General features: G+C 41.7%; 8 protein-coding genes and 2 pseudogenes. 2 read left to right on the top strand and 8 right to left on the bottom strand.

Translation table 11 applies throughout. The features are described 5' to 3' along the window. The first annotated feature begins 138 nt into the window (after positions 1-138). Both AC0L46_RS01265 and fusA read left to right on the top strand, forming a co-directional pair. Positions 139-804, top strand: coding sequence for a TIGR04211 family SH3 domain-containing protein (locus AC0L46_RS01265; RefSeq protein ID WP_473505181.1), 666 nt, complete (start codon positions 139-141; stop codon positions 802-804). A 327-nt stretch (positions 805-1,131) separates the two neighbouring features. Continuing rightward, positions 1,132-3,223, top strand: a pseudogene (fusA, locus tag AC0L46_RS01270) (elongation factor G). Positions 3,224-3,372: 149 nt separating this feature from the next. On the opposite strand, the gene AC0L46_RS01275 reads toward fusA, so the two are convergent. The 8 genes and pseudogenes from AC0L46_RS01275 to AC0L46_RS01310 all read right to left on the bottom strand — a co-directional run bounded on the left by AC0L46_RS01275 (position 3,373) and on the right by AC0L46_RS01310 (position 13,865). Further along, positions 3,373-4,428, bottom strand: a complete 1,056-nt coding sequence (locus AC0L46_RS01275) for an aldo/keto reductase (RefSeq protein ID WP_473505183.1) — start codon at positions 4,426-4,428, stop codon at positions 3,373-3,375. A 120-nt stretch (positions 4,429-4,548) separates the two neighbouring features. Continuing rightward, positions 4,549-5,736, bottom strand: a complete 1,188-nt coding sequence (locus AC0L46_RS01280) for a cytochrome-c peroxidase (protein WP_473505185.1) — start codon at positions 5,734-5,736, stop codon at positions 4,549-4,551. 163 nt (positions 5,737-5,899) lie between these two features. Further along, complete coding sequence (gene minE, locus AC0L46_RS01285; protein ID WP_414682092.1) at positions 5,900-6,157, bottom strand: cell division topological specificity factor MinE; 258 nt, start codon at positions 6,155-6,157, stop codon at positions 5,900-5,902. A gap of 1 nt (position 6,158) precedes the next feature. Beyond that, a pseudogene (gene minD / locus AC0L46_RS01290) lies at positions 6,159-6,967 on the bottom strand (septum site-determining protein MinD). Positions 6,968-7,021: 54 nt separating this feature from the next. Next, complete coding sequence (gene minC, locus AC0L46_RS01295) at positions 7,022-7,633, bottom strand: septum site-determining protein MinC (RefSeq protein WP_473505187.1); 612 nt, start codon at positions 7,631-7,633, stop codon at positions 7,022-7,024. Between the two features lie 423 nt (positions 7,634-8,056). Beyond that, on the bottom strand, positions 8,057-11,752 hold the full coding sequence (locus tag AC0L46_RS01300) for an AAA family ATPase (protein WP_473505189.1): 3,696 nt from the start codon (positions 11,750-11,752) through the stop codon (positions 8,057-8,059). After that, the gene (locus AC0L46_RS01305) at positions 11,749-13,149 is read right to left on the bottom strand and encodes an exonuclease SbcCD subunit D C-terminal domain-containing protein (RefSeq protein WP_473505191.1); all 1,401 of its coding nucleotides are present in this window, start codon (positions 13,147-13,149) and stop codon (positions 11,749-11,751) included. Before AC0L46_RS01305 ends, AC0L46_RS01300 begins: the two co-directional genes overlap by 4 nt. A gap of 125 nt (positions 13,150-13,274) precedes the next feature. Beyond that, a complete protein-coding gene (locus tag AC0L46_RS01310; protein WP_414682086.1) occupies positions 13,275-13,865 on the bottom strand; it encodes a YrbL family protein in 591 nt (196 codons plus the stop codon). Positions 13,866-13,902 lie beyond the last annotated feature (37 nt).

The raw sequence follows: 13,902 nt of genomic DNA on the forward strand, positions 1-13,902 counted from the left end.
CGACCTACAAAGCAAAAGCTTTACAATAAAATATCCATAAAAGGCCATTACGATGGCCTTTTTCTATTGCGTATTGCACCACTCCTGATTATCGTTACTAAATAACTCAAAGTGATTGATTTGCTGAAGGAACTTAATGTGTCTAGAAAATGTGTCACTAGCCTATTAGCTGGCCTACTACTCTCCACCTCTGTTTACGCTGAAACTGTCTATGTCTCTGATATTCAATTTGTTGCTATTCGAGAAGGCCTCGATAACAGCACAAGAGCGGTAGAAAGAGGATTAAAAAGCGGAACACCATTAGAAATTCTCGAAAGAAGCGAAGGCTACAGCAAGGTTCGCACTCCTAGCGGTAATGAAGGCTGGGTAGCTGATTACTTCCTTAGTGAAGACACAGTAACTAGAGATAAAATGAGCGCCCTACAGAGCCAAGTTAATCGAGTCACGGAAAGCAGAAACGACATTGCAAACACGCTCAAAGCAAGCCAACAAAAAATCCAAGAGCTCATTCAAGAGAACACTCAGCTAAAAAACAACAACAGCGCATTGGAGCAAGAACTCAGCGACCTTGCAGAGATCTCCGAAAAAGCCAAAGAGATTGTCTCTAAAAATGAAACCATCAGTTACGAAATGGCCAGCCTAAGACAGCGTACTAATGCTGCAGTGACACAAGCGAATCAGCTACAGAAATCCAATGATCAAAGATGGTTTATTATTGGTGCTGGAACCCTCTTTGGCGGACTATTCTTAGGCATCCTACTACCATCCTTACGCCGCAAAAAAGCAGGTACAGGTTCTTGGTAACAAGAACACTTATGAAGTAAAACCTCAGCCTCTTTAGTTACAAATAATCCAACAATTAAAGAGGCTAAAGCCTATTTTTAAATCCAACTCTTGTTTATTCCGCTAAAAACCCAGTACAGCACGGGCAAAAGCAAAGTTTTAGCCTCTCATTTACTCTGTTTTTGGCACTTAAAAAACATTTATGCGTTATTTCTAGAATGCTTTTCACAGCCCCCTTTCTTTAATCCTATAAAATATAATAGAATAGCGCGAAATACTTGGCCACAAATGTAAAAAGCCTTGTATAATAGCGCGCAAATTTCGTCCTCAATTATTTAGAGTAATGTAATGGCTGACTTATCAAAATACAGAAACATCGGTATTTTTGCTCACGTTGACGCGGGTAAAACTACTACCACAGAACGTATTCTTAAACTTACCGGTATGATCCACAAACTCGGTGAAGTACATGAAGGTGAGTCAACTACTGACTTCATGGAACAAGAAGCAGAACGTGGTATTACTATCCAATCAGCAGCAGTAACATGTTTCTGGAAAGACCATCGTTTTAACGTTATCGACACACCTGGACACGTTGACTTCACAGTAGAAGTATACCGCTCCCTTAAAGTTCTTGACGGTGGTGTTGGTGTATTCTGTGGTTCTGGTGGTGTTGAACCACAATCAGAAACAAACTGGCGCTACGCAAACGAGTCAGAAGTAGCTCGTTTGATCTTCGTAAACAAACTAGACCGTCTAGGCGCTAGCTTCTACCGCGTTACTAAACAAGTTGAAGACGTACTAGGTGCGACGCCTCTTATCATGGTATTGCCAATTGGTACTGAAGACGAATTCGTAGGTGTTGTTGACCTTCTAAGCCGTAAAGCTTACGTTTGGGATGATTCTGGCCAGCCAGAAAACTACAGCATCGAAGATGTTCCTGCGAGACATGGTTGATCAGGTAGAAGAATACCGTGAGAAACTAATCGAAACTGCAGTTGAACAAGACGACGACATCATGATGGCCTACATGGATGGCGAAGAGCCTTCTATGGAAGACATCAAACGTTGTATCCGTACTGGTACACGTGATCTTGCTTTCTTCCCTACTTACTGTGGTTCTGCCTTCAAAAACAAAGGCATGCAACTTCTTCTTGACGCAGTAGTTGACTACCTACCTAGCCCAACAGATGTTGTTCCACAAGATCTTACTGACGAAGAAGGTAATCCAAACGGCGAGAAAGCGCTTGTTGACGCTAACGAACCTTTCAAAGCTCTTGCTTTCAAAATCATGGATGACCGTTTCGGTGCCTTGACTTTCGTACGTGTTTACTCTGGTAAACTGAACAAAGGCGATACGATCCTAAACAGCTTCACAGGTAAAACTGAGCGTGTTGGTCGTATGGTGGAAATGCAAGCGGATGACCGTAAAGAAATCAACTCAGCACAAGCTGGTGATATCCTTGCAATCGTTGGTATGAAAAACGTACAAACTGGTCACACTCTTTGTGATCCTAAGCACCCATGTACTCTTGAAGCGATGGTTTTCCCTGAGCCAGTAATCTCTATCTCTGTTACTCCTAAAGATAAAGGTGGTAACGAGAAAATGGGTATCGCGATCGGTAAAATGGTTGCAGAAGATCCAACTTTCCGCGTAGAAACTGACCAAGATTCTGGTGAGACTATCCTTCGCGGTATGGGTGAACTTCACCTAGATATCAAAGTAGACATCTTGAAGCGTACCTACGGCGTAGACCTAATTGTTGGTCAGCCTCAGGTTGCTTACCGTGAAACGATCACGAAAGAAGTTGAAGATACTTACACGCACAAGAAACAATCTGGTGGTTCTGGTCAATTCGGTAAGATCGATTACCGTATCAAACCAGGTGAGCTAGGTTCTGGCTTCACTTTCTCTTCTTCTGTTGTGGGCGGTAACGTACCAAAAGAATTCTTCCCAGCAGTAGAAAAAGGCTTTAAGTCTATGATGGAAGAAGGTGTTCTAGCTGGCTTCCCAGTACTAGACGTTGAAGTTGAGTTGTTCGACGGTGGATTCCACGCAGTTGACTCCTCTGCTATTGCCTTCGAAATCGCTGCTAAAGGCGCTTTCCGTCAGTCTATCCCGAAAGCTGGTCCTCAGTTGATCGAGCCTATCATGAAGGTTGACGTGTTCACTCCTGATGATCACGTTGGTGATGTTATCGGTGACCTTAACCGTCGTCGCGGCATGATCAAAGACCAAGAGAAAGGCGTAACTGGCGTACGCATTAAAGCAGACGTTCCTCTTTCTGAAATGTTTGGTTACATCAGTTCTCTACGTACAATGACATCTGGTCGTGGTCAGTTCTCTATGGAGTTCTCTCACTACCTACCATGTCCTGCAAACGTAGCAGAAACAGTAATCGCAGCTCAAAAAGAGAAGAAAGAAAAAGAAAAGAACTAATTTCTGATTCTCTTTCTCTTCAAAAAAACCCGATGCATCGCATCGGGTTTTTTTATGCTTTCTAAAAATTGGGCACAAAAAAAGAGCACCCAAAAAGCACTCTTTAGTTCTCGAAATAACCTAGGGAAGGTACGAACACGTCCTGGATATTAAAACGGCACAGGATACTCCCGAAATACAGACATAACATCCGCAAGAACCTCATCAGACAAAGCCAAGTCAAAAGCACTCATATCTTCTTTCAACTGTTCTAATGAAGTCGCACCAACAATGGTTGAACTTACACCATCAACCTGATCACACCAAGCCAAAGCCAACTGAGCCGCACTCAAGCCATGCTTCTTGGCAACCTCAACATATCCAGCAACCGCTTTCTCTACTTGTTGAGTATCGCGGAACAGACCATTGCGCTGCGCAAAGCTCCAACGACTACCTTCAGGGCGAGCACCACCAAGATACTTGCCTGTTAACGCACCCGCAGCCAAAGGTGACCAAGGTAAATAGGCAACGTCTTCATGAACGCAATTTTCAATCAAATACGGCCAGTCTTTCGCATGTAATAAGCTAAACTCATTTTGAATCGAAGCCACTCTTGGCAAGTTATACTTATCACTTAAGCGAATGTATTCATTAATTCCCCAAGTGCTGTCATCAGACAAACCAAAATGGCGAATTTTCCCTGCTTTAATGCACTTAGCAATGCCTTGCAAAATATCAAGCATTTGAGCCGAGTGGGCATCACGATCCACATTAGAAAACGAAATATGACCTGGAAAATGCTTCGCAAAATGCGGTGTCGTACGATTTGGCCAATGAAGTTGGTATAAGTCAATGTAATCTGTTTGCAAGCGCTTCAAAGAAGCATCAACAGCAGCGACAACAGCATCACCCGTAATTGGTCCGCCATCACGAATATAGTGTAAACCCGGACCAGCAATTTTCGTTGCCAAGATCATTTCGCCACGACGAGACGCATTACGAGATAGCCAGTCACCAATGATGGTTTCTGTTTTTCCATAGGATTCAGGAGTCGGTGGAACAGAATACATTTCGGCGGTATCAAAGAAATTAATACCGTTTGCTAAGGCATATTCAATTTGAATATCAGCATCAGCCTGATTATTTTGAGTACCCCATGTCATGGTGCCCAAACAAACTCGAGAGACCTCTAAGCCTGTTCGACCAAGTGGCGAATATTTCATCATTTATGTCCTTTATATTTGAGTGACACATTAAAAGCGCCACAAAATAAATCAAAGGATCAATGTAATAAAATTTTCGCCATCAAGCCAGTTTTATCAATGAAAACAATAAGGAGCTTAACTTTAAGGTTTCGATTCCAACAAGGGTTCATATCGCTTGTCTGTTAATGTTTTCAAGAAAGCAACAATGGCATCCACTCTTTGATCTGGTAAAGCTGGGCCTACTTCTAAGTCCGCAAAGTCTATATTCTCTGCCACCTCAGGTTCACCCCAGGGCTTCCCCGTTTCAGGATTAATGGTGCGAGTTGGATTGTTGTATTTATCGTAAAATAGAACCACTGTACGTAAATCCTGAAACACACCGTTATGCATATAAGGCCCTGTGACCGCGACATTCCTCAAGGAAGGCACTTTGAACTTACCTGCTTGAGACGGGTCTGTAATCTCTGGATGATCCAATAACCCTTGATCAATTAAGCCATTATTGTGAGCCGTTAAAGGCGCATTGGCAGGCACACCTATGTTGCGATACTCAAAGTTTGTAAAGGTTTCTTGATCATAAAATGGAGAAGGATTTAATTGATGACAAGCATTGCAATTCGTAAACTGCTGAGAGAAGAATAATGTCTTACCCAACTCTTCTTCTGGTGTAAATTTATCCTCGCCACGCAATACACGGTCGTATTTTGAATCAAAAGGCATAAATAGAGCCGTTTTTTCAAAAGTGGCAATCGCATCCGCAATGGCGACATAACCCTTCTCTGAGTCTTCTAAAATTCCGTCACCGTATAAATCATTAAACAATGACACATATCGCTGATTTTCTTTTACTCTATCAACAACCGCAGCCCCATCAGGCAACGCCATTTCCAGAGAATTCACAAACGGCCCTTGTGCTTGCTCCACTAGATCAGACGATCGGCCATCTAAAAATTGACCACCACGATATTCACCATCTTTCATACGATGAAATGGCGGGGAAAAAGCCGCATAAGCTGCCGTCGGTGTATTACGAGTTCCTACCGATTGGCCATCACTACCCAATGAAACCGCACCAGAAAAAACATCGTTTCTTCTATCGACAAAGCCATTCGCAATATCGTGACAAGTCGCACAGGATTGATTCCTCTCTTTTGATAGATTTGTATCAAAGAACAATTGAGAGCCTAAAAGCGCTTTAGGGTCTGTAAGCGGAATCGGAAGTTCGTGGGTAGCTTTAGTGGCTTTAGGTTGAGGAGCAACCTGCTTAGGTTCACTGCATGCAGAAAGAAATAGAGAAACGGCAATCACACCAAGAGAAAAGCGTAGCATTGTATTTTAGCCATCAAATAAATAAGTCGTGGAATAATACACCCATGCCGAATTTGAGTAAAACGCGGACAATTATTCTCATTAACTTAGACGTAAAAAAAGCGCCCAACTAGATCCAAATCAAGAAAATAGTGAGGCGCTTTCTCAGTGCAAGACGAAAAGTTTAATTCTGATCAGGCAAGGTAACATTCAACTCTAGCACCGAGCAATCGTCAGTGTTATCAAGCTGTATTTGGACATCTTCACTGCCAATTTGCACGTACTTACGGATAACATCAATAATCTCTTGCTGCATCTGAGGTAAGTAATCAGGCTGATGTCGCTTAGTACGCTCGTGAGCCACAATAATTTGCAAACGGTCTTTTGCTACAGAAGCCGAACTAGGTGAATTTTTACTTTTAAAGTAATCAAAAATGCCCACTCTAACCTCCTAACAAACGTTTTATAAAACCTTTCTTCTGAACAGTCAAAAAGCGTAAAGGACGCTCTTCACCCATCAGACGGTCTACTGCATCCATGTACGCTTGGCCCGCTTCAGATTCTGTATCCAAAATAACAGGAGCGCCTTGGTTTGATGCTTTAAGCACGGCTTCCGATTCAGGAATCACACCTAACAAAGGAATCGCTAAAATGTCTTCAACATCAGAAACACTCAACATCTCACCTAGCTCAACACGCTCAGGATGATAACGAGTCAATAATAAGAACTCTTCGATTGGCTCAGCACCCTCTTCTGCTCGTTTAGACTTGCTTTGCAAGATACCAAGAATACGGTCAGAGTCACGAACAGATGACACTTCAGGATTGGTCACTACGATTGCAGCATCAGCAAAATACAAGGCCATTTGAGCGCCTTTTTCGATTCCTGCTGGCGAATCACAGATGATGTAATCAAATTCTTTAGAAAGCTCTTCCAAGACTTCCTGAACACCTTCTATTGTTAAGGCGTCTTTATCACGAGTCTGAGACGCTGGAAGGATATACAAATCCTTAGTGCGTTTATCCTTAATCAGGGCTTGCGTTAAAGTTGCTTCCTTGTTGATGACGTTTACAAAATCATAAACAACACGGCGCTCACACCCCATAATCAAATCAAGATTTCGTAAGCCCACATCAAAATCGATAATGACGGTTTTATGCCCTTTCAACGCAATACCAGTACCAATTGCTGCACTGGATGTTGTCTTGCCGACCCCCCTTTTCCTGAGGTGACCACTATAATTTTTGCCAATGTTATATCCCCCGATAACCCCAAACAGAGTACATCAAAATAATCTAATAAATACTAAAGCGGTGTAATTTCCAAACTATCGTCAACTAATAGCACTTGAGCGCTATCTTTCCAAACAATATCTTGCAACGCATCGCTCAACATAAAATTGCCTGCGATTGAAACCAGTTCAGCCTCCATACTCTTACAAAAAATTCGTGCTTCTGTATCTCCTTTTACACCAGCCAAAGCTCGGCCTCGTAATGGGCCATACACATGAATGTTGCCATCGGCCAAAACCTCTGCCCCTGCACTGACTTGAGCTAAAATAATCAAATCGCCTTCCGCGTAAACTTGTTGACCAGAACGAATTGGCTTAGTGACAACTTTAGTTGCTTGAGGCACTAAACGCTCTTCCACAACTGTTTTTACAACGACATCTGGACTTACTTCTTCTTTTACTTCTGGCACGGTTTGTATCGCCCGCGCTTTGCTGGCAGGCAATAATGGAATGCTAACTGAGCCTTTCCACACAGGTAAATTTTCAGGATGACAACGCCAACCGATAACGCCAAGCCCAAGAGTACTCACCGAGCGAATTAAAGCTTCAAATTCATCTAGGGTAATGCCGCGCTTCATTTTTGAAATATCAATAATGATAGGAGCCTGATTAAAAAAATGTGGCACCTGTTCAATTTTTTCTTTAGGTGAAAAGTAATGTCATCTAGCGAAAATGTCTGAACTTCTAACAATATTGTCGTAACAACACTTCCTTTGAGTTGGAAGCCTGAGTCTGCCATGCAAACAGTCCTTTTTTTAAATTCTTTAGTACGGCTAATTCGTATAAAAGACACGAATCATCTTGATTAGCATACAGAAATCTATTCTATCAAGCTGAATGATTAAAGAAAGACACCAAAACAGAGTCTTTACACTCTCTCAAATATTGGCCTTGCTCTCTAATAGTGCCAAGAATAACGCATAATGCTCAATAATAAACTAAACTTTAACCATTTGATTTGTTTAAATTTTTACAACTTACTTACATACTTGTTCCCATTAATCTGGGGAAAACTTTTGCACCATAAAAAACCGTTGTAAAAATGATGTTTAATCCGCCGAATGTACAGCAAATTCAGGTGCTAAACGACTCACACCTAAGCCACTTTGCTTCGTCAGCTTAATTTGCACAGGAATACGTTCTTTTAATGCACTAATATGGCTGATAATTCCAATGGTCTTCCCTGAGGAATGTAAGTTATCCAAAGCATCTAAAGCAGACTCTAATGTTTCACTGTCCAAAGTGCCAAATCCTTCATCCAAAAACAAAGAGTCGATACTGGTTTTATGGGAAACCAAATCAGAAAGTGCCAACGCTAACGCCAAGCTCACCAAGAAAGATTCTCCGCCAGACAAGGTTTTTGTGTCCCGAGATGCATTTGCTTGCCAAGTATCCACCACGGCCAATGACAAAGCCTCTTCCTGTCTTTTCAGCTGATAACGACGATGTAACACATTCAGATGCTGATTTGCCAAATATACCAAATGATCCAAAGTCAGGCTTTGCGCAAAACGTCGGAATTTCGCACCATCCGAAGAACCTATCAAATGATTTAATCGTTCAAGATGAACCACTTCTTCCCGCAAAATTCGCAATTCTTCTACAGACGCTTTTGCTTGCTCTCGACGCTGCTTTTCCTCTTCAATCTTATTCGCTACTTCCCCCCAATTACGATTAAGCAATTGTCGCTGATTTTCTAATTGCTCAACCAACGCAGATAACTCCTCAAGAGAGTTTGTGTCTATTACATCACTTATGGGTTTGTTATTAATGTGTGACGCTAAAGAAGCTTCCGCCTGCTTTAGCAATGCAGCTTGTCGCGTGTTTACATCCTTTAATTCGCTATAAGTCTGTTGCAAAGCAATAAGCTCATCATGAGATAAACACGCCATCTTCCAGGATGAAACATCTTCAAAACCTTTCTCTTTAAGCACACCTTGCCAAGCAGACTCTGCCGTTTCCAATTCAGCTTTTAGAGCTTGCAAAGATTTATCAAGCGCCTTCAACGTCGCCTCTGATGCAGCCAATGTTTTCTGAATCTGTTCGTGCTCTTTTGAAAGAGAATCTAATGCTGATCGGCTGGATTCTAAAGACGCCTGAGCATCAGAACGATATTGAGCAAGTGTTTTCTCACCTAACTTTTCAAAAAGACTCTTATCAATCGCTGCCAGTTCATTTTTCAAATCAGTTAGTTGAACTTGTATTTGCTCTAGCTCTACAGCATTGTCACTCACACGTGATTCTAACGACGTGATTTCATAACCTAACTGGTCAACTTGCTGGCGCTGTATATCAAGGTTGTTCTTGGCCGCTCTCCATGACTGCAAAGAAGTCTGCAATGCCAGCAAAGAATCACTCAAAGGCGATACGAGATATTTTTCTGGAACACCTGCAGATTGAATGGAAGCCATTAAAGATTGAGCAACCCGATCTTTTTCTTGAGTGATTTTCTGCTGCTCATCCAATTTGCTATCAAAAGATTGACGGAGCAATCGACCTTGAGATTCTTGCTGCTGAAGTTGCAATTCTATATTCTGCAGCTCAGCCTTCACGTTATTAAACTCTTCTTCCAAAACCAATCGCTGCTGATGCTTCTCCAAAACAGCCTTGTTGGTTTCAGTCACTTGAATCCAATCTTTTTGCACGGCTTCCACTGTCGCTTTTACCGCCGTTTCTTCAAGCACTTCGACCGCATTAATTGCCAAACGATTTAATAGCGTAAACAGTGATGCTTCTAAATCCGCCAAGGCTGCTATTAAGGATTGTCTCTGCTCAAGACGCACTTCTTTTTCGCTGGCGGATACTTTCTGGTCAGACTTTAACGCCAAACCGGATTGCTTAAGCGCTTCCAATTCAGCTTGTAAAGCGTCCAATCTTTGCTGATTTTCAACATTGGTTGCTTGATGCAAGGCATGACCTAAATCATGTTCGGTAGAACCACACAAAGGACAGTGATCACGCTCATTTAAATTTTCTCTTAGTGTATTTAGCGCGACAATGTGGCGCTCTGCATCCACCAGCTTGGTAAGATCTAAACAATGATGGCTTTTCTCTTTATAGGCTTTTCGCTGTTGTGAAAGCTGCTCTTCTTGTTGAATGACTTTGTTTTCCAACGCTTGAATCGTGTCATTCAGATTACCAAGTTCAATTTGCTTCGCTTGATACAGTTGATATTGTTGAACAAGTTCTTGAGCTTTCTGCTGCCTTAAATCTAATTCACGAACATGTTCTTGCCACTCATTCAATTCACGGCCGGAGGAAAGATGTAAATAGTCTGCAAGGGTATTTTTTAGCTGTTTTTCCAAATTAGCGACAAGGCTACTTTGTTGCTCTTTTTGATCTTTACTGGCGGCAAAAGTTTTAAGTGCTGCGTCTAGCGCATTTTTCGATGTGGCAATATCAGCCGCCAAATTCATTAGAGCTTGATCTTGCGTCTGAATAGAGTCTTGTTGGTATTGCCAGTTTGATAGCTGAGCTTCTATTTGCTCAGGCGCTTGCCATTCTGACAAGCTAGCTTCACTCTGCTGACAGAGTAATTTCCCCTGCTTGAGCTTTTCTTTTAAAGCCTCTAACTCTTTTGAGCTAGATTGATGCTTTTGATTAAGCTCTTCGTGGCGCTTGTTAACGCCAATTAACTGCTCATTAATATTTTCACGGCGAGAAACCAAAGGTTGAATAACATTGGTTACTTCGTCATTCAGCTTTTCCCATTGTTGAGCTTGCTCATCATGCGCCAACTTAGAGGCTTTCACCTGCCCTTCAAGCATTTCGGCAGTGGCGGCTTGCTCTGTTTGTTGCTGAAGTGCTACGGCTTTTTCTTGCTCAAGCTCAGTTGCTCGCTTGACCATTTTCGTCAGCTCGTCATATTGAGACTGCAAACTATTGGCCGTTTCCGCTTTATTCAATAAAACTAATTTAGGCTGAAAGTTTTCTAGCGCAGCGATAGCATCCAAACTTTGCTGTTGAGTTTGTGCCAATTGTTTCGTTAGATGAGACTCTGTTTGACGCCACTCTAAACTTTGCTGATGCTCCTTGAAACTCTGAACAAGCGTTTCATCCTGCCCTTCATATTCCTTTTCTTTCTGAACCAAAGTATCAAGTTCATCATTGCTTAGTAATTTCCGCTGGGCATTAATGGCTTCTAATTGGGTGATTTTTACCTTTTCAGTTTTGTGCTTTTCGAAAACCCATTTAGAAACCTGCCCATAAATTTCTGTACCGGTAAGTTCTTCCAATAACTCAGCACGATCGTTCGCTGAGGCATTTAGGAAAGCAGAAAATCCACCTTGCGCCAGCAACATGGATTTAGTGAATCGAGAAAAGTCCAAACCGGTAATTTCTGCGATTTTATCGATTTTCTCATTGATTTTAGTGGTGATAATCGTGCCGTCACGCTCACACAATTCACAAGTCATTGGTTGCAATTTACCATCGCTGCTGCCTCGCGCACGACGCTGCCCCCAAAAAGCTCGATAGCCTTTGCCTTTTATTTCAAATTCCACTTCCGCAAGGCATTCTGCCGTATGGCGCGTCATCAACTCGTTTTGACTAGGAGAGACTTTCAAACGAGGCGTTTCATGATACAAAGCCAAACAAATCGCATCGAGCAAGGTAGACTTACCAGCGCCTGTTGGCCCAACAATGGCAAAAACACCAGCGTCATCAAAAGGCTCTTTGGTAAAATCAATTTTCCACTCACCTTTTAATGAATTTAGATTTTTCAGTCGAAGCTTACAAATTTTCATGCTTGCTCCTCTTCATGACTTTCACTGTCTTCTTCACTGTTCTTTTTGGCCTTTTCTGAATGCGCGGTTTCACTCACTTCGGCATCGTCAGATAACCCATTTTGAGACTCTTCCATTTCAGCAAGACAAACATGAAATAGTTTTGTTAATGTCTTCGCTTCTTCCTGTTCAATGTCCAAGTTAGCTTGCAGGCTTTTCTCAAAAACATCGCCAACCGTTAACTCAGACAAGGTTTGGCGAGATTCAAAAGCGTCGGTCTTTTTTTCCAAAGCGCTTTTTCGCATCACTCGCAGCAGTTCAATCGGTTTATCGTCGATCACTTCCATTATGCGTTTCTGTACATCGCTCAAATAATCATCCGCAATGATAGTCACCTCTAACCAAAGTGTCTGACCTGACTCTAAACCTTTTACAAAACCTTGTTCATTAAGCTGCTTTGTCACCTCTTTTAAACTTCCTTTCAGGCTCGCCATTGGCTGGAACATAGGAATATTTACTAATTGAATCGGCTCTATTTTGTTTTCTTCAAGCTCACTAGCGAAAAGATCTCCCATTACAGGAAGCTCTTTCTCCTCTGGCTCTTCCACAAATAAATCCGTATCAAGAATCACAAGCGTTTTGTCTCGCCCTAATTCGTCAAAGCTCAATGGAATTGGCGAGCCGCTATAGCGAAAGCGACCATCTTTGGTAATCGCCTGCGCACGGTGAATATGACCAAGGGCAAGATAATCAAAGGCAGGAAATACAGACGTTGGCAAGGCTTCTAACGTTCCCACATAAAGATCACGGACCGATTCACTGACTTGGCCACCCATCGCAGTAAGGTGACCCGTTCCAATAATCGGCACAGGGGTTTTCAATGTTTTATTCTTCTCACAAGCAAGCAGGTAAACTTGCTGATAAAAATCACTTATGTGTTGCAGCAATCCCATTTTCTTATCTTGCTCTGATTGACCAGACAGACTCTTCATCACATCTTTAGGGCGAAGATAAGGCACAGCACAAACCCAAGCAGCGATCTCACCTTGCTTGTTCATCAATGGAATAACATGGGATTCAATATCATCAAGGTTAGCTTGACTGGAAACTTGTGTATCTAGATAAGAAAGGAGACTTTTAGATTCATTGAGCATACTCACAGAATCATGATTTCCAGCCACAATGACTAGCTGACAGGCTCGTGCTTTCATATCTAACACAAGCTGATGATACATTTCACGGGCATAACTTGGCGGTGAGCCAGTATCAAAAATATCACCAGCCACAATCACCGCATCAATACCTTCTTTGTCCACCAGCGCCAACAACCAATCGATAAAAGCTCTATGCTCATCACGGCGGGACTTCCCCATAAAATGCTGACCAAGATGCCAATCAGAGGTGTGTAGGATTTTCATGCATCACCTATTCAGAAATAAAATATGAAAGGTAGCAATAGTAAGGAAGTGGAAGTGCGATACAAGGGATTATTAAAGTTATTCATATAGAAGAGGTATGAATAACCTTAAAGATAGAGACAAATCTAGCGATATGGTGTCAATAAAGGAAACACATTTTTATACTTACCAAACCATTTTCTAAGTCTTCTGTTCCACATTCTTTCAATTTTCTTTCTTCCAAAATAGGCAAAATGGCAAATTGGAATAAAGTCATTGTGGCCAACACCATCAATTACTTTCAAGTGAAAATCTGTTTCGCTATTTTTTTGTAACAAAATATTAGATGGGTTCAAATCTCTGTATATGATGTTTTGCTCCCATAGGTGTTGCTTCAACTCCTCTAGTGCATACGCTATATAATTATTGATTTCTGGGATATCTTGCTTCAAATAAAAATCAATCGACTTTGAAATTTTCCCATCACAATCGCGCACTAAGTTAAACACAGCACCTAAGCCAAAATTTGTTTCTTCTGTCTTAACAAAGGGAACAACATACTCCCAACTCGCGCCAACTTTCTCTAAATGTTTAAAATAACGAATTTCACGAGTTTGATTTTTCAAAGGGCTAGTCGGATGTAAAATTTTGACGCATTGGTTTTGTTTCATTGGATGTTGGTAACAACTTCTAATCACCCCTTTACCTATCAATAAGTTGTCATCAAGCTCTAACATAATAACCTCACCCAAAAACCATACATTAAATTCATAT

The sequence above is a fragment of the Marinomonas sp. 15G6-16 genome, assembly GCF_055809555.1.